General features: G+C 50.1%; 17 protein-coding genes. 15 read left to right on the plus strand and 2 right to left on the minus strand.

Translation table 11 applies throughout. The annotated features are described in order from the left end of the window. Nucleotides 1-123 precede the first annotated feature (123 nt). Complete coding sequence (locus tag SPIBUDDY_RS03595) at nucleotides 124-837, minus strand: GntR family transcriptional regulator (protein WP_081454607.1); 714 nt, start codon at nucleotides 835-837, stop codon at nucleotides 124-126. Nucleotides 838-854: 17 nt separating this feature from the next. Further along, the gene (locus SPIBUDDY_RS03600; protein WP_013606398.1) at nucleotides 855-1,778 is read right to left on the minus strand and encodes a sugar phosphate isomerase/epimerase family protein; all 924 of its coding nucleotides are present in this window, start codon (nucleotides 1,776-1,778) and stop codon (nucleotides 855-857) included. 163 nt (nucleotides 1,779-1,941) lie between these two features. Here SPIBUDDY_RS03600 and SPIBUDDY_RS03605 point away from each other — a divergent pair, with 163 nt between their 5' ends. From SPIBUDDY_RS03605 to arfA, 15 genes are all read left to right on the plus strand, one after another. Further along, nucleotides 1,942-2,646, plus strand: coding sequence for a FadR/GntR family transcriptional regulator (locus SPIBUDDY_RS03605; RefSeq protein ID WP_081454608.1), 705 nt, complete (start codon nucleotides 1,942-1,944; stop codon nucleotides 2,644-2,646). 294 nt (nucleotides 2,647-2,940) lie between these two features. Then, the gene (locus SPIBUDDY_RS03610; protein WP_013606400.1) at nucleotides 2,941-3,927 is read left to right on the plus strand and encodes a tripartite tricarboxylate transporter substrate binding protein; all 987 of its coding nucleotides are present in this window, start codon (nucleotides 2,941-2,943) and stop codon (nucleotides 3,925-3,927) included. Between the two features lie 126 nt (nucleotides 3,928-4,053). After that, nucleotides 4,054-4,542 carry a tripartite tricarboxylate transporter TctB family protein gene (locus SPIBUDDY_RS03615; RefSeq protein ID WP_013606401.1) on the plus strand — a complete coding sequence of 163 codons (489 nt, stop codon included), beginning with the start codon at nucleotides 4,054-4,056 and terminating at the stop codon, nucleotides 4,540-4,542. Nucleotides 4,543-4,545: 3 nt separating this feature from the next. Beyond that, nucleotides 4,546-6,090 carry a tripartite tricarboxylate transporter permease gene (locus SPIBUDDY_RS03620; protein ID WP_013606402.1) on the plus strand — a complete coding sequence of 515 codons (1,545 nt, stop codon included), beginning with the start codon at nucleotides 4,546-4,548 and terminating at the stop codon, nucleotides 6,088-6,090. Beyond that, nucleotides 6,087-6,866, plus strand: a complete 780-nt coding sequence (locus SPIBUDDY_RS03625; RefSeq protein ID WP_013606403.1) for an HpcH/HpaI aldolase family protein — start codon at nucleotides 6,087-6,089, stop codon at nucleotides 6,864-6,866. The genes SPIBUDDY_RS03620 and SPIBUDDY_RS03625 overlap by 4 nt, the downstream gene beginning before the upstream one ends. A gap of 11 nt (nucleotides 6,867-6,877) precedes the next feature. Next, a complete protein-coding gene (locus SPIBUDDY_RS03630; protein ID WP_013606404.1) occupies nucleotides 6,878-7,858 on the plus strand; it encodes an NAD(P)-dependent oxidoreductase in 981 nt (326 codons plus the stop codon). Further along, nucleotides 7,855-8,565, plus strand: coding sequence for an RraA family protein (locus SPIBUDDY_RS03635; RefSeq protein WP_013606405.1), 711 nt, complete (start codon nucleotides 7,855-7,857; stop codon nucleotides 8,563-8,565). The genes SPIBUDDY_RS03630 and SPIBUDDY_RS03635 overlap by 4 nt, the downstream gene beginning before the upstream one ends. 23 nt (nucleotides 8,566-8,588) lie before the next feature. After that, nucleotides 8,589-9,473 carry a 2-hydroxy-3-oxopropionate reductase gene (garR, locus tag SPIBUDDY_RS03640; protein WP_013606406.1) on the plus strand — a complete coding sequence of 295 codons (885 nt, stop codon included), beginning with the start codon at nucleotides 8,589-8,591 and terminating at the stop codon, nucleotides 9,471-9,473. A 2-nt stretch (nucleotides 9,474-9,475) separates the two neighbouring features. Beyond that, a complete protein-coding gene (locus tag SPIBUDDY_RS03645) occupies nucleotides 9,476-10,378 on the plus strand; it encodes a dihydrodipicolinate synthase family protein (protein ID WP_013606407.1) in 903 nt (300 codons plus the stop codon). A gap of 225 nt (nucleotides 10,379-10,603) precedes the next feature. After that, a complete protein-coding gene (locus SPIBUDDY_RS03650) occupies nucleotides 10,604-10,864 on the plus strand; it encodes a hypothetical protein (protein WP_013606408.1) in 261 nt (86 codons plus the stop codon). After that, a complete protein-coding gene (locus SPIBUDDY_RS03655) occupies nucleotides 10,861-11,211 on the plus strand; it encodes a hypothetical protein (protein ID WP_013606409.1) in 351 nt (116 codons plus the stop codon). The genes SPIBUDDY_RS03650 and SPIBUDDY_RS03655 overlap by 4 nt, the downstream gene beginning before the upstream one ends. A gap of 282 nt (nucleotides 11,212-11,493) precedes the next feature. Then, the gene (locus SPIBUDDY_RS03660) at nucleotides 11,494-12,783 is read left to right on the plus strand and encodes an ABC transporter substrate-binding protein (RefSeq protein ID WP_013606410.1); all 1,290 of its coding nucleotides are present in this window, start codon (nucleotides 11,494-11,496) and stop codon (nucleotides 12,781-12,783) included. Between the two features lie 86 nt (nucleotides 12,784-12,869). Further along, a complete protein-coding gene (locus SPIBUDDY_RS03665) occupies nucleotides 12,870-13,742 on the plus strand; it encodes a carbohydrate ABC transporter permease (RefSeq protein WP_245523832.1) in 873 nt (290 codons plus the stop codon). Then, complete coding sequence (locus SPIBUDDY_RS03670) at nucleotides 13,742-14,590, plus strand: carbohydrate ABC transporter permease (RefSeq protein WP_013606412.1); 849 nt, start codon at nucleotides 13,742-13,744, stop codon at nucleotides 14,588-14,590. The genes SPIBUDDY_RS03665 and SPIBUDDY_RS03670 overlap by 1 nt, the downstream gene beginning before the upstream one ends. 27 nt (nucleotides 14,591-14,617) lie before the next feature. Then, nucleotides 14,618-16,114: an arabinosylfuranosidase ArfA gene (gene arfA, locus SPIBUDDY_RS03675; protein WP_013606413.1), complete on the plus strand. Its 1,497-nt coding sequence runs from the start codon at nucleotides 14,618-14,620 to the stop codon at nucleotides 16,112-16,114. Nucleotides 16,115-16,173 lie beyond the last annotated feature (59 nt).

The raw sequence follows: 16,173 nt of genomic DNA on the forward strand, positions 1-16,173 counted from the left end.
AGATATAAATGATATATCATGTATATTACCAGCTGTCAAATACTATTTTCCTTGCTGGTACTGATTATACAATAACCAATTAGTGAAGCTTATAGTGTACTTCTTGCGATTTTTATATCTTTTCTAGTACTTGATCGACGAGTTCTTCAAATCTTCGATGAAGGGGTAGTAGGAGTCATAGATATGGTCGCGCATCACTTTTTCCGCCTTTTCAGGATCCTGGTCGAGGATGTTATCGATCAGGGTGACATGCCAGTAGCGCTGGATGGCAGGTCTGGCACGCCTGGATTGGACTGCATTGAAGAGCAGCCACGTGAAATTGATCTTCTGCAGCCCTGCGATGAGGGAGGAGAACCCGGTACACTCGGCCATCATGACATGGAAGCGTATATGCAATTGGGTTATCTTCTCTGTTTCACTGCCTTCAAAGCGGAGAATGTCCAACTCCTCGGCAAGAGCGTGAAGCGCCTTTTTCTGTTCTTCGGTTGCTTTGGTGGCAAGAATTCTTGCCACCTGGCATTCTATGGCTTCACGGAAGGCAAACATGTCCATGACTCGCTCTACGGTGGGAATGGTAACGATGGAACCCCAGTGCGCCTTGTATTCGATCAAGCCGTCCTGTTCCAGGCGCTTCATAGCCTCAAGGATGGGAATGGGACTGACACCAAGCTCCTGTGCGAGCTGGCGGCGAACCAATCTCATACCAGGCTCATACTCGCCCTTCATGATTTTCTTGCTGATGATCTCATACGCTTTTTCAGCAGCTGTCTGAAAAACTGCGCCATTCTGCGTTACCGATTGCATTCGATACCCTCCACCTTTTGATGCATAATACATGCCAAACTCTTTTTTCGCTAGTCTTTTATCGGTTTAACCTTGTCCCATGCAAGCAGCAGTGTCCGTTTTGCATTGGCAACCACCAGATCGGGATCCTCATTGCCAAACGGCTTCACTTCAAAACTGACCACAGGACGCTTCTCTGTGTTCAAGAACCCGATGGATAGCAAGAATTGCAAGTAAGCAGTCAATTCCTTTACGTTGTTCTCACTTCCGGGGAAGCCGAAGCGGGGATGCAAATCACCGTACCCGGGAAGGGAAGGGTCCTTGACGACACAGTTTCCCATATGGGCATGGGTGATATATTCCTTGACCGGTAACAATGATTCCTCAATTGTCTCATGAAGCAAGGGAATGTGGCTGAGGTCGACCAGAAGGCCAAATTCGGGATAGTCCTTTCGGATCTCCTTGGCATATCGCTTTGCCAAGGAAGCCGGTCCGATGAGGCTCTTCTTGTCAATATCGTAGTCGAAGACCTCCAGGGCAATTTTCATTGTGCCTTTGGATGCAGCATATGCACAGATTTCCTTGGTGGAAGCCACCAAAGCCTGATAGGCTGTCTCCAAGTTTGCTTCTTCATACTTGCCGCTCAAGAAAGCAAAGGCGCTGGCACCCAACTCATAGGCTTCATCGATGCCTTCCTTCAGGTTTGCTACTGCCTGTAAGCGCTTTTTCTCATCCAGATCGTTGATGTTCATTTTGGTGGAGAGAAGTCTGGGTTGAGCTCCATAGGCAAGGGTAAGGGCGGCAGTTTCCTTCATGAATCGAACCTGCTTTCTTGCCTCACTATCACGAATCCAAGTGACTTCAACAGCTTCAAAAAAGGGATCGGCGGCGATTTTCTTGAATGTTTCAACAATGGGACCTTCCCCACTTGCGACCGGATAGGCCATGAAATGGATGAGACCGACTTTCATATAGCTGGATAAGGATTCTTGCATGGTGTACTCCTCTTAATGATATATCAGATATATTGTAGAGGTGTTATTCCCATCTGTCAATAAAAGAGTGCGGCAGGGGAGGGAAACACAGGAAATCCTTGACAGCAGACCAAAAGAGAGGGAATCTAATAATCAGTGATTATCAGCGAGAAAGGGGAATGGTATGGACCAAGTGTTAGACAGCCTGTGTAGGGATGAAGAGGATAGGATGGTGCTCACTCTGGTTCGGTACATCCGTGAGAAAGGGATGAAACCGGGTGATAAGCTTCCTTCCATCCGTACCTTCGCCACCGAGCTTGGTGTTTCTCAGAGTCAGGTACGATCGGGGTGTCTGCGTGCAGCCGCAATGGGTGTGCTTAAGATAGTTCCCCGTTCCGGGTGCTATTTGGCTGATGTCACCCTTTCCGGCATCATCGGTCCCTTTACCTTGTTGTTTGAGGCAATGTACATGAATGTGCAGCCTCCCTTGATTGACCTCTATGAGCTCAAGACCACCTTGGAGCGGGGAATTGCCAAGCGGGTTGCCGTCATTCGTACGATTGAAGATCTTGCTGAACTGAAGAGGTTGCTCGATGCCATGGAGACTGCTACCGAGCATGCTGAAATGGTGCGCCTCGATGAATTATTCCATGAGAAATTGGCAAGCAGCACCAGAAACCCACTCTTTTTCTCCTTGATGCAGGTCATTCATTCCATGCTCCGCCAGAGCAGGCTCTCCTATAAGGATTTTGTTTCCGAATTTCCTCAATCGAGGAAGGACCATCGTGCTTTATATGAGGCACTACGTGATCAGGATGCCCTGAAGGCCGGCGATATTGCTGAGCAACACAGCAATAGGAGGAAGCTCCTCTTGGTGAAGAATTATTGATTTGACACGTAGAATCTTTACTATAAGCGATAAAAAACACATTAAATATAAAAACACTATAGAAATTATAATCGCTCTGCATGTTTTTATAATTGCACTGTAAATATTATGGCCTGTGCTGAAATCCGTATAATTGAGTTGTAGATTTTTATTGACAAGTCGAATATGCGTTGTATACTGATATTAGAATCTGATAATCAGTGATTAGCAGATTCCACCCTTCTGATAGGGTGCAATACGCTGGTAGCTTTCCTCTTTCCGTGGGGGAGAACGAAAGTTGCTTGGAGGTTTTTTATGCGTGGGAAAAGAGTACTTGTTCTTCTTGCATTGTTGGTAGTGGCGTCTGTCGCCTTGTTTGCACAGGGTGCCCCTGAGGCATATCCCAGCAAAGACATCGAATTCATTGTCAGCTCGGGTGCCGGTGGTGGTACTGATGCTATCGCTCGTAAAGTTTCTCAGCTTGCTGAAAAAGATCTTGGTGCAGCAATCTACTTCGTGAATAAGCCCGGTGCTGACGACGCAGTCGGTCCGAACCTGTTGATGGGTGCAAAGAATGATGGCTATACCATCGGTAACCTCAACTATGGTTCGATCATCAATGCTCCGTTCACCGGCCTTATCAAAGGCTATGAACTGTCAAAGGTTCGCTTCTTCGCACTGATCACCCAGGAGCCCGATGCCTTGATGGTTGGAAAGAACTCACCCTATAAGACCTTCGACGCTCTTATTGCTGCTGCAAAAGCCAACCCGGGCAAAATCCGTGTTGCAGACCAGGGCATCGGAAGCCGCGTTAACTTGCTCGCTCTGAAGATCCAGGACCTCTATGGTGTGAAATTCAACATGATTTCCTACCAGGGTTCCGCTCCCCAGAGAGAAGCAATCCTCAATGGTGAGGTCGATGCTGCAATCACCAGCCTTGGTGACTTTGCTCCCATCCTCAACAGTGGTGATGCTCTTGGTGTTATTGAGTTCAGCTCTGTCCGCAATGCCGGCTATCCCACCGTTCCCACCAGCAAGGAGCTTGGTCTCTCCGACAGTCTCCTCTCCGGTTCTTTCCTGACTCTTGCTGCTCCCGCTGGAACCCCCGACGACGTGATTGCCAAGTTGGAGACCGCCTTTGAGAAGGCCGCCACCAGCAAGGAATTTGCTGACTGGTCCGCCACTGTCGGTGTTACTCCTGACTTCAAGAAGGGCGCAGAATTGAAGACCTTCCTGGATGCCAAGATTTCCGGTGAGACCAAGGCACTGCAGGCACTCAAGGATGCAGGTGTTCTGAAGTAAGAGCGATTTTGCTTCTGATCTTATTGGAAATTACTACTACCGCATGGCCTAGCCATGCGGTAGGTCTTGAAAACATTGCACAAGGATGAGCCTTGAGCCTTACTTGTGAATGGAGAAGAACATTCTATGAAAACTCTTAAGCCGTATCTGCAAGCAAAGGTAACCATTCCCTTTTTCATGCAGATTGCCCTTATCATCTACGTAATCAGTGCTTTGCGGTTGGCCCCTCCCATCGTTGATGGCCTGCTTAGCGAGTCATCGTTTCCCTTCTTTATTTTCTTGATTGCAACACCGGCAGCGATAAAGCTTTTTCTTGATGGTTTGAAAGCCGTAAAGAAGGAAATTGCTGAAAACGGCTCAGTGGTTGTTGAAAAGAAAAAGAAGAGTATCAAGCCTGCTTTGATCGTTCTCATCATGGCGGTGTTTATTCTGCTGTTTGACATCCTTGGATTCACCATCCTTGCTCCTTTATATGTGTTTTTCTTCATGTTGATCTATGATGACAAGCCCCAGGATATCGTACGGAAAATTATCTATGCTCTCTTGATCGGGGTTGTTGTGTACGTAATGTATGTCATCGGTTTCGACATCAGATTCCCTGAGCTCTGGAGGTAAGTCATGGACCAAATACTGCAAATTTTAGCGGGTACATCCGTTGTATTCCAACCTTTGTCCCTTATGTATCTCTCTATAGGATTTTTCATCGGAATCATCTTCGGAGCGCTTCCCGGCCTGACTTCAATGCTGGCCATAGTTCTCCTGCTTCCGATGACCTATACCATGCCGATGACCTATGCCCTGATTATGTGCATGGGTGTCTACATGTCCGGCATTTATTCAGGTAGCATAACGGCTGTTACCATCAATATCCCAGGAGCTCCTTCTGCATTGATGACCTGTTTGGAAGGCTATCCGATGATGCGCAAGGGCCTTGGCGCTAAAGCCATCGGCCATGCCACGATCGGTTCTGCCATTGGTGGATCAATCGGTGCCTTGCTGTTGATTTTCGTCTCTCCCTTGGCAGTAAGCCTTGCACTGAAAATCAGGACCCCCGGCAAGTTCTCCCTGATTCTGTTTGCTTTGGTGGTCATCGTCATTGTTGAGAAGAAACGTATGAAGGCCATTCTTACCATGGCATTCGGCATTATGCTGGCAACGGTGGGCATGGACCCGCTGAAGTCGGTGTCTCGTTTTACGTTTGGCATACCAAATCTTATTGAAGGTATTGATCTGACCACCCTCATTATTGGAGCTTTCGCAATAAGCGAGTTGTTCGACCAAGCAATGGTCAACAATGCTGAATACAAGAAATTGACGTCAGCTGCAAACAGTGTGAAGTTCAAGCGTAAAGAGTTCTTCCCCACCTTCAAGGAAATGAAGGAAGTGGGTTGGAAAACTTACATCAAGAGTTCGTTGATTGGGTATATGATTGGAGTACTTCCCGGTGCAGGAGCTTCCATGGCTGCCTTCGTCTCGTATGTTGAGGCAAAGCGTGTGAGTAAGCATCCTGAGCGCTTCGAGCACGGTGCAGTTGACGGTCTTGTTGCTGCCGAGACGGCAAACAATGCAATGTGCGGCGGTGCCATGGTGCCGATGCTCTCCCTGGGTATTCCCGGCGACGGAACCACAGCCATTATTCTTGGTGTCTTGATGGTCTACGGTGTCGTACCCGGACCCGATCTGTTGGTCAAGCAGATGCACGTCATGGCTCCCATGTATATGGCACTTCTGATCAGTGCAGCGGTGTTGCTGCCGCTCAGCCTGTTCCTCTTCGGTCCTTACTATCTGAAGATTGTTCGCATCAACCGCTTGGTTCTCTATAGCAGTATTGCACTCATTGCAATCCTGGGTGTCTTTGCTGCAACCTATTCTGCATTCCAGATGGGCTTGGCTTTGGTAATCGGCGTTGTCATGTACTTCTTCAAGCGTCAGGGCTATCCGAACGTACCGTTCATTTTGGCGGTTATTCTTGGGCCTTTGGCTGAACAGTATTTGCGCACCACCATGACGATCAGCAGTGGAAATCCTCTCATTTTCATTACTCACTTTGACAGTTTGTTCTTCCTGTTGCTCACTGTGGCATTTGCAATTCTTCTTCCTCGTGCCAATAGGCGGGCAGAGGTTTTGGAGAAGAAGAGCGAAGAGCAGGTGAAACAGAAATGATTGCCAAGAACCATAATGCAGTAAAAGAGAAACTGCAAAACGGTGGAAATGTGTTGGCGGCCTGGGCTCAGGCTGCCAGCAACATCACCACGGAAGTGCTTGCTGATGCAGGCATGGAAGCCATTATCATCGATATGGAACACTCCCCGGTTGAGCTACCTACCTTGGTGACGCAGTTTCAGGCGATGAATGGATACCCGGCTGTTCCTTTTGTCAGGGTTCCTTGGAATGATTTTGTTGCCATCAAGCGTGTTCTGGATGCAGGTGCGTATGGAATCATAGTACCCAATATTGAGACCGTCGAGGAAGCAAAGGCAGCCATAGCGGCAGTGCGGTATCCTTTGGATGGAATCAGGGGCGTAGCCGGAAGCACCAGGGCGGCTCACTATGGCAACAACCCGCTTTCGTACTTCACCAAAGCAAACGATTTGGTCATGCTTTTTCTCATGATTGAATCGCCTAAGGGCATGCAGAATCTGGATGAGATTCTCAAGCTGCAAGGGTATGAGGGAATTATGGTGGGCCCGGTGGACTTGGCAACCAACCTGGGGTATCTGGGCAATGCCCAGGCGCCTGAGGCAAAGGCGGCCCTGGAAGAAGTTGAGAGTAAAGTTCTTGCTTCAGATAAATACCTGATGGCACTCGGTTCCGACTGGGAAGCTGCCAAGGCAAAGTTTGCCAAGGGAGCGCACATTGTGACTTGCATGAGTGATACGCTCTCCTTGGGAGCTCTTGCCCGTGCGAATGTACAGAAGCATCAGGAGCTCTATTCATAACAGGAGTGTGTATGAAGACTGTTCTTATCCCCGAGGATATCGCTGAGGTAGGAAAGGCATACCTGCGCGAACGCGGCTATGCCATACGCATGGGTAGGGGAACCGACAAAGCTTCCCTTATTGCAGACATTGCCGATGTCGATGCCGTACTGTTTCGCAACGAAGCCTATGACCGGGATGTCCTTGACGCAGCAAAAAACGTCAAGGTCATGGCCCGCCATGGTGTCGGTGTGGACAAGGTAGACCTTGCGTATGCCCAAGAGCTGGGTATTTGGGTGACCAATGGGGCCACTTCGAATTCCAACTCGGTGGCAGAAATGACTATCGGCTTCATTATTGCCTTGGGAAGAAATTTGCTGGAAAGCAACAAGGCTGCCCATGCTGCCGATTATGGCTTTCGCAACCGCAAGGCAGGCATGGACTTGGAAGGCAAAACCTTGGCCCTTCTGGGGTATGGGAAGATCGGCAAGCTTGTTGCCCACAAGGCCTACTATGGCTTGGGTATGAAGGTTTGCGCCTACGACCCATTGATGGATCAGTTGGACAAACCTGACTATGTTCAAAAACTGGAACACTTTGATGATGCTTTTCGTATCGGCGACTATGTCTCAGCCCACTATCCTGCAAGTGAGCAGAACAACAAGACCATTACGATCAAGCAGTTTGGCTTGATGAAAACCTCAGCCTATTTCATGAATCTCGCCCGCGGCGAGCTCTTGGTGGAGGCTGACTTGCTTGAGGCGCTCAACTGTGGGCTGATAGCAGGAGCTGCACTGGATGTGATGGACGATGAACCACCGAAGGCTTACAATCCATTGCTTGGTTTGGAATCGTTGTTGCTCACACCGCACAATGCAGCACTTACCAGTGACGCAAAAATTCGCATGGCACTGTTTGCCGCCCAGGGAATTGATGAAGTATTGACCGGCAAGGTTCCTTCCTGGCCGGTGAACAAACCACCCGTAAGCCGAGCACACATGGAGGCTCTATGAAGTATTTGACAGAAGCACAATTGGAAGAACTCAGACAGTTTGATACCCCGACGGTATGCAACGCCATCGAGAAATTCAAACTCAGAAGCAAAACCGAGGGATATACCTCACCTTCCATCAAGGCACTCTATTATGATAGAAAGCCGATCGTCGGGTATGCCTGCACCGCCAAGGTCAGCGCCCGCTATCCCGGGACCAAGGAGAACGAGGAGACCTTGTATGCGTACTACCAGTCGCTTCTTGACTGTCCCTCTACACCGATTTCAGTGATTCAGGACATCGATGAAGAGCCCATCGGCTCCTTCTGGGGCGAGGTGCAGACCACCGTCCATAAGGCCCTGGGCTGTATGGGTGTGATAACCAACGGGGGGGTGCGCGACCTCGATGAAGCATATTCACTTGGTTTCACGTATCTCGCCTCCTGCACGCTGGTCTCCCATGCCTATATTCATATGGAAGCAACCGGGACTCCGGTGCAAATCGGCGGTTTGATCGTACGTCCCGGAGATCTCATACATGCCGACAAGCATGGTGCCGTCCTGATCCCCAACGAAGTTGCCGACCAGGTAGCAGATGCCTGCCGTCAAATGCAACAAGCCGAGCTTCCTGTTCTGAATGGATGCAAGGCAACACAAGATGGAAAACTGGATATTGCTGATTTGCGTCTTTGGAGAGCAGAGATGGCCAAAATACGCAGCAAGGAATAATTCGAAACACGGAGGATATACCTATGAAAATTGGATTCATCGGACTTGGCATCATGGGCAAGCCCATGGCGAAGAACCTGCTGAAGGCAGGTCATAGTATTGTTTGTTATGATGTGAATGCGGCCAACGTGGCCGACGTGGTAGCAGCCGGAGCGACAGCGGGCAGGAGTTCTGCCGACGTGGCGGCCCAGGTCCCCCTTCTGATCACGATGCTGCCCAACAGCCCGCACGTAAAGAGCGTGGTCATGGGAGAGGGCGGGGTGCTCGAGGGGGCAAGAGAGGGCCTGATCCTCATCGACATGTCCTCCATCGCCCCCCTTGCGAGCCAGGAGGTCGAGAAGGCCTGTGCACAGAAGAAGGTGCGCATGCTCGACGCCCCGGTAAGCGGCGGCGAGCCGAAGGCCATCGACGGCAGCCTTGCGATCATGGTCGGGGGGGAGAAGGGCCTCTTCGAGGAAGTGAGGGGCATCCTCTTGGTCATGGGTGCGACTGCGGTGCACTGCGGGCCGATCGGGGCGGGCAACACGACCAAGCTGGCCAACCAGATCATCGTGGCGCTGAACATAGCGGCGGTGGCGGAGGCCTTCACGCTGGTGCGCAAGGCCGGGGTGGACCCGCACCTTGTGTTCGATGCGATCAAGGGCGGGCTTGCCGGAAGCACGGTGATGAACGCCAAGGCCCCGATGATGATGGACTCGAACTTCAAGCCGGGCTTCAAGATCGACCTGCACATCAAGGACCTTGCCAATGCATTGGACACCGGCCACGGGGTGGGATCCCCGCTCCCGCTGACCTCACTTGCGCGCGAGATGATGGAGACGCTGCACAGCGACGGGTTCGGAGGCGACGACCACAGCGCCCTTGCCCGCTACTACGCCAAGCTGTCCGGCACGAAGATCGGGGAGTGAGTATGGATACCTCCTTCATCAAGGGGATCATCCCCCCGATCGTGACACCCATCACAGAAGACGAGAGCCTGGACGAGCAGGCGCTGCGCAACCTCATCGACTTCGTCATAGAGGGCGGATGCTCCGGCGTCCTGGCCTTCGGCTCCAACGGGGAGTTCTACATGATGGAGGAGGACGAGATGGAAAGGGCCCTGTCGGTCATCATGGACCAGACGGCGGGCCGGGTGCCGGTGTACATGGGCGTGGGCAGCATCCGCACCAGCAAGTGCATCCGCCTCGCCCAAATGGGCGTGAGGCTGGGGGCGAAGGGAATCTCGATCCTGCAGCCGATGTTCATCAAGCCGACCGAACAGGAGCTGAAGGGGCACATCAGGAGCATAGCCGCTTCGGTGGGCGATACTGCGGTGCTGCTGTACAACAACCCGGGGCGCTGCGGCTACGCGATGAGCCAGGACCTGGTACAGGAGCTTGCGCACAGCATCCCCAACCTGGTGGGCATGAAGGACTCCAGCGGGGACCTGACGCAGACCATGGAGTTCATCCGGCGCAACGCCGACGTGGGCTTCAAGGTGATGTGCGGCAAGGACACGCTGATCTACTCGGGGCTGTGCGTGGGGGCCGTGGGTGCTGTGTGCTCGACGGCCAACTACCTGCCCGCCCTTGTCTGCTCCATCTACGACAAGTACGTGGCTGGGGACCTGAGGGGGTCGCTTGAGGCGCAGTGGCAGCTGAACCCCGTCAGGCTTGCGACCGACGCTTCCAGCTTCCCGGTGGCGACCAAGGACCTGGCGAACCTGGTGGGTATGCAGGTGGGAAGCCCGTTTTTGCCGAACCTTCCGTCCCCCGCCAAGCAGCAGGAGAACCTGAGGAAGCAACTGGTCGACGGCGGTTTCGTCTCCGGCTGATACGCACTGCCACAGGCATCCCAATTCTCTACAACCAACGTGAAGGCTGTCCGAAAAGGGCAGCCTTCATTGCTTTCTTCATACAAGAAAGAACGAAAGCTTGTTTTTTCCTTGCCGTCTCAGTACCTTTATGTTGCTAACAAACAATTCCTTCTTGGTGAGAGACTGTGTCACGTGCTGACACAGCCCTACGGGTATGCTTAGGGTGTGCCAAAAGGAGTTGCCATGAAAACATGGAGAAAAGATCAACAAGAGGTAACCAGGGACATTATCAGTCGCGTCGATATCGTTGCATTCAGTTTTTCGTTGATAGAGCCGAACAAAGGTTGCTATCTGGATCATCTGGATGGCAGGTTCGGCTATATAACCCTAAACGATGCACTTGCCTCTAGGTATCGTGTGTTCAATTACAAGACTGATGCCTTGGAAGGTTCCTATGAGACACTGGATGCCTTGTTGGAAGCGGGCTGGAAGGTAAGTACATGAACTATAGTGATGCCACTATCAAAGAGGCCCACCGGGCAACCTTCGCAAACGAGAGGCGGATTCTTGCTAGTGATAGCTGCACGTGCTTCTACTGCGGTCACACTTTCAACCCACAAACAGAGAAAAAACTCTATTGGATTGAGGAGCGTCCTCCACGGGATAAGACCCTGAGATGCCCGATGTGCGGCATCGATTGTCTGCTCGGCAGTGCCTCCGGTTTTCCGATCCACGATCCAGAATTTCTCCTGAAATGTACAGAGGCATGGTTCAATGGTATCAGCAGGATCAGCGATGGAAAGCCGATTGAAAGAGTGTCATGGGTAGCGTTGTTACTGGAAGACTCCTAGTCGGTTTTCCGTTCAAAGGAGCAGAAACAGCCCATTTTTCATCGGGAGTATACAAAACAAAAAAATTGTAATAAATAGATGGTTGTGCGGCTTGTTTGCCACTTGTTCTCTCTGTGAATGTTTGGTTTTATACGAGGAAAAAATTGCTAATTCTCTACCATTAAACAGTTGACAACTGCAAGAACCCATTTATACTACAGGTAAAAGGTACAAGAATTTTGTTGTAAAGAGGTTAGAATTCTAGAAAAGAACAAATAACTTGTTCAAAAAAAGGAGAGTATTATGAAGAGAATCATTCTGGTAACCATTCTTTTGGTCAGTTTGGTTGGACTGGTATTCGGTGCTGGAGCAGCAGAGAGTGCAAAACCTGCGGCCGCCGGTGTATCCGATGTGAGTTTCTGGACCTTCCAGGATCTCCATCTTGCATTCTATGAAAAGATGGCGAAACTTTGGAATGAGCAGAATCCCGATCGTCAGATCAACTTCGTCGGAGAAGTACTTCCGTATGAAGACATGCACACCAAGTTGCTCGTTTCCCTTCAGGCAGGGACCGGTGCTCCTGATATCGTTGATATCGAGATTGCCAAGTATCCCAACTTCCTGAAAGGCAACATCCAGTTGGCTCCGCTCAATGATGTCATCGATCCGGTAAGGGAGAAATTTGTTACTTCCCGGCTTGATATCTACAGCAAGGATGGCAAAAACTATGGACTTCCGTTCCATGTTGGTGCAATGGTCATTTATTACAATATGGAAATCCTCAAGGCCGCTGGTGTCGATCCTTACAAAATCAAAACTTGGGACGACTATATGGTTGCCGGCAAGCAGGTCAAGGAAAAGACCGGCAAGCCCATGACTACGTTGGAAGTGACCGAGCAATGGTCTTTCTGGCCACTGATCGCTCAGCAAGGTTCTGATTTCCTGGACAAGGATGGCAATGTGATTCTTGACAACGATACCAACGTCAAGACTCTGCAGATGCTCAAGGATATGCTGAACAGCGGTATTGCGATTGCAGCACCCGGCGGATTCCATCACGCTGAGGAGTATTACGGTTTCATGAATGACAGCGGCGCTGCTTCTCTGTGGATGCCGATGTGGTACATGAATCGTTTCACCGACTATATGCCTGACCTAAAGGGGAAAATGTTGATCCTGCCGATGCCGAAGTTCAGCACCGGAACACGGTCTGCAGGTATGGGTGGAACCGGCACGTCTGTAACGTTGCAGGCTCGTGATCTCAAGCTTGCCAAGGATTTCCTTATGTTCGCAAAGGGCTCCAAGGAAGGCAACCTCCTGATTTGGACCGACCTTGGCTTTGATCCTCCCCGCTGGGACGTATGGGATGATCCGACCATGAACCAACCCAACAAATTTACTGATTTCTATCTCAATGAAGATATCTTCGGCATGTTGTTGGAAATCAAGGACGAGATTCTGGGCGTAAACATCAAGGAGAAGCTTCCTGCAGTCATCGATAGAGTGAAATCTTCGGTAATGATTCAGGCTCTGCAACAGCAGAACAGAACTCCTGCACAAGCTTTGAAAGAAGCTGCCGATCTTTCTCGCTAACTAAAAATTTTGATACGCCGGGGCTTCCTCCGGCGTATCATGTCGAAAGAGGGGGGATGATGTTACATAAACCAAATTATAATTCAATGAGGGTGGCTCCGTATGTTTTCATACTGCCGTTTATCCTGTCCTTCCTCATTTTCTATTTGTATCCGATTCTTAGTACCTTTGTAATGAGCTTCCAGCAGGTATATCCCGGTCAGGTTGAATTCATTGGCTGGACCAACTATGGAAAGCTCAACAACCCTGAATTCAAGGTTGCTTTGCAAAACAGTGCTCGTTATACTGTATATACCATTGCACTGTTGATTCCGATTCCTCTTTTACTGGCGGTGCTTCTCAACATAGGGAATCGGAAACTCAATTCACTGTATCGGTCCATCCTCTATGTACCCAGTTTGGTCTCCATCGTAGTCGCCGGAACGATTATGCGCTTGCTCCTTGCTTCAAGCTCGAAAAGTATTGTGAATACTATCGCTGCAGTATTCGGAGCCGAACCGAGGCAGTGGCTGCTCGGCGGTCCGACGCAGGCTATGCTGCTGCTTCTCATTCTCGCCCTTTGGCGCTGGGTGGGAGTGAATATCATCTACTTCCTCTCAGGATTGCAGAACATACCTGAAGAGCTCTATGAGGCAGCAGACATCGATGGTGCATCGGGTCTACAAAAGCTCTGGCGTATTACCATTCCTCTGTTGAAGAGAACCACAATTTTTGTTACCACCATCAGTATTTTTGGTGGGTTTGCCATGTTCGAGGAGAGTTTCATCCTCTGGGCGGGCAAGCCGTCTCCGAACAATGTTGGCTTGACCATCGTCGGACATCTCTACAATAAAGGCTTCCAAGAGGGAGAAATGGGCATGGCCAGTGCAATCGGTATCGTCTTGCTGATCATCGTTTTCACCCTCAGCGTATCGCTGTTGAAAATCTTTAGCTTCTTTGCCGAGGAGGGTAAGCGATAATGAATAGAAAGCCGCATACACAAGCAAAAACCATCGCAAAGCATGTGCTCTTGATAGCACTCTGCCTCATATACCTGGTACCCCTCTATTCGTTGGCGTTGGCTTCGTTCCGCCCAGGTCGCGACTTGCTTCGCTACGGTATTACCCTGCAGACGCTCATCCCTACCGACTTGAACCTGGAGAACTTCAAGGGCCTGTTCAACATCCGTGACGGTATCTACTTCACCTGGTATGGCAACAGCCTTTTTATCATGCTTATCCAAACGATGCTAGCTCTCTTTTTTAGTTCCTTCGTGGCATACGGACTTTCGGTCTATCGGTTCAAAGGGAGAAAATTCGTAACTACCCTGGTAATTTTTCTCATGCTGGTGCCCATGCAGATTTTGATTCTCCCGTTGTACAAGCTGATGATCACCGTCAAGCTGATGGATCACTTTCTTGGTGTATTTCTACCAATGATTGTTTCACCGTTTGCAATTTTCTTCTTCAAGCAATACATCGAGGGCCTGCCCCATGACTTGATCGATGCCGGCCGTGTGGATGGTTTGAATGAGTATTCCATTTTCTTTAGGATCATTGTTCCAATCATGCCTCCAGCCTTCTCCGCAATGGCGATTTTCATGTCCATGCAGAGCTGGAACAACTTTCTGTGGCCGTTGATCGTCCTCAGAAGTGGGAACAAGTTCACCCTTCCCATAGGATTGAACACCCTGCTCACCCCGTATGGGAACAACTACGATTTGTTGATCATGGGATCGCTGGCAGCTACGCTGCCGATTATTGTGGTCTTCATTTTCTTCCAACGATATTTCATCGCCGGATTGACGTCAGGCGGAGTCAAAGGCTAAGCATACAAATCAGAGAGGAGCAGCAACGTGAAGTGTACGATTCATGCCAATAAGCAATTTGTCCGTGGGACGGTCGATCCCAGGCTGTTTGGTTCGTTCGTTGAACAACTTGGTCGAGCGGTCTATGGGGGTGTCTACGAGGTGGACCATCCTGCATCGGACGAGGAAGGCTTTCGAACTGATGTCATGGACCTTGTTCGCCAGCTTGATGTACCGGTAGTACGTTTCCCTGGAGGAAACTATGTATCCAATTTTAACTGGGAAGATTCGATAGGACCCAAGGAAAACCGTCCAACCCGGCTTGATCTTGCTTGGAAAGCCCTCGATCCGAACCAATTCGGCTTACAGGAATTCATGCACTGGGCAAAGAAAGTGGGAACCGAGCCGATGATGGTGTTCAACCTGGGCACCCGCGGTCTTGCTGAGGCCAAGGAACTGGTTGAGTATTGCAATCACCCCGGTGGTTCCTATCTGAGTGATCTCAGAAAGAGCCATGGATCGGAAGACCCTTTTGATATCAAGCTTTGGGGCTTGGGAAATGAGATGGACGGCCCTTGGCAAGTCGGTCACAAGACTGCCGAAGAGTATGGGCGCCTGGCTTCGGAAGTAGGCAAGGCCATCAAGTTGTTCGATCCCTCCCTTGAACTGGTTGCCTGCGGTAGTTCCAATTCGAATATGCCCACCTTTCCCAAGTGGGAGGAAACAGTACTCGATCATACGTACGAGGTTGTCGATTACCTTTCCCTGCATATGTATTTCCGCAATGACGAGAAAGATATAGCCACCTTCCTGGCCTGCTCTGCAAGCATGGATGCGTTTATTGAGACGGTTGTTCATGTGTGTGACTACGTAAAGGCCAAAAAGCGGTCGAAAAAGACTATGTATCTTTGTTTTGATGAGTGGAATGTCTGGTTCCACTCCCACGACAAGGACAAGCAGCAGACTCCGTGGATAGTCGGTCCCTCCTTGCTTGAGGATGTATACACCTTCGAGGATGCCTTGGTGGTGGGATGCCTGCTGAACAGCTTGCTCAGGCACTGCGACCGTGTCAAAATTGCCTGCATAGCTCAGTTGGTAAACACCATTGCCCCCATAATGACGGAAACCGGTGGAGATGCATGGAAGCAGACCATTTACTGGCCGCTCAATTATGCTTCCAAGTATGGCAGGGGAGAGATTTTGGAATGCCGTGTCGAAGTTGCATCCTATGAGAACAAACAGTATGGGACCATCCCGTATGCCGATACCCTGATGGTGCACCATCCAGAAACCGGTGAGATTGATTTGTTTGTGGTGAACCGCCATCAGAGTGAAAGCCTGGCTCTGAATTTGGATCTTACAGGATTTGGACCTGATTATCACGTATTTGAACAGGTAGTATTACAGCATGCGGATTTGTATGCTGTGAATGACAAGGATAATCCGGATGAGGTCAAACCGAGCGTTGTTGCTTTTACGGATAAAAATACCTCGGCCTTGCAAGTTGCTCCCCTTAGTTGGAATCTTCTGCGATTTCATAGATAGGTGGGGTATGTATTTGCAACCTTGCGATGTGTTAGGATAGGGTATCGATTGAAAGAGAA

It is taken from the genome of Sphaerochaeta globosa str. Buddy, from assembly GCF_000190435.1.
Classification (GTDB): domain Bacteria; phylum Spirochaetota; class Spirochaetia; order Sphaerochaetales; family Sphaerochaetaceae; genus Sphaerochaeta; species Sphaerochaeta globosa.

Coding starts and splice junctions, on each gene's coding strand:
- SPIBUDDY_RS03595 (WP_081454607.1), bottom strand. CDS start 837: ATGTATTATGCATCAAAAGGTGGAGGGTATCGAATGCAATCGGTAACG.
- SPIBUDDY_RS03600 (WP_013606398.1), bottom strand. CDS start 1,778: ATGCAAGAATCCTTATCCAGCTATATGAAAGTCGGTCTCATCCATTTC.
- SPIBUDDY_RS03605 (WP_081454608.1), top strand. CDS start 1,942: ATGGACCAAGTGTTAGACAGCCTGTGTAGGGATGAAGAGGATAGGATG.
- SPIBUDDY_RS03610 (WP_013606400.1), top strand. CDS start 2,941: ATGCGTGGGAAAAGAGTACTTGTTCTTCTTGCATTGTTGGTAGTGGCG.
- SPIBUDDY_RS03615 (WP_013606401.1), top strand. CDS start 4,054: ATGAAAACTCTTAAGCCGTATCTGCAAGCAAAGGTAACCATTCCCTTT.
- SPIBUDDY_RS03620 (WP_013606402.1), top strand. CDS start 4,546: ATGGACCAAATACTGCAAATTTTAGCGGGTACATCCGTTGTATTCCAA.
- SPIBUDDY_RS03625 (WP_013606403.1), top strand. CDS start 6,087: ATGATTGCCAAGAACCATAATGCAGTAAAAGAGAAACTGCAAAACGGT.
- SPIBUDDY_RS03630 (WP_013606404.1), top strand. CDS start 6,878: ATGAAGACTGTTCTTATCCCCGAGGATATCGCTGAGGTAGGAAAGGCA.
- SPIBUDDY_RS03635 (WP_013606405.1), top strand. CDS start 7,855: ATGAAGTATTTGACAGAAGCACAATTGGAAGAACTCAGACAGTTTGAT.
- garR (WP_013606406.1), top strand. CDS start 8,589: ATGAAAATTGGATTCATCGGACTTGGCATCATGGGCAAGCCCATGGCG.
- SPIBUDDY_RS03645 (WP_013606407.1), top strand. CDS start 9,476: ATGGATACCTCCTTCATCAAGGGGATCATCCCCCCGATCGTGACACCC.
- SPIBUDDY_RS03650 (WP_013606408.1), top strand. CDS start 10,604: ATGAAAACATGGAGAAAAGATCAACAAGAGGTAACCAGGGACATTATC.
- SPIBUDDY_RS03655 (WP_013606409.1), top strand. CDS start 10,861: ATGAACTATAGTGATGCCACTATCAAAGAGGCCCACCGGGCAACCTTC.
- SPIBUDDY_RS03660 (WP_013606410.1), top strand. CDS start 11,494: ATGAAGAGAATCATTCTGGTAACCATTCTTTTGGTCAGTTTGGTTGGA.
- SPIBUDDY_RS03665 (WP_245523832.1), top strand. CDS start 12,870: ATGAGGGTGGCTCCGTATGTTTTCATACTGCCGTTTATCCTGTCCTTC.
- SPIBUDDY_RS03670 (WP_013606412.1), top strand. CDS start 13,742: ATGAATAGAAAGCCGCATACACAAGCAAAAACCATCGCAAAGCATGTG.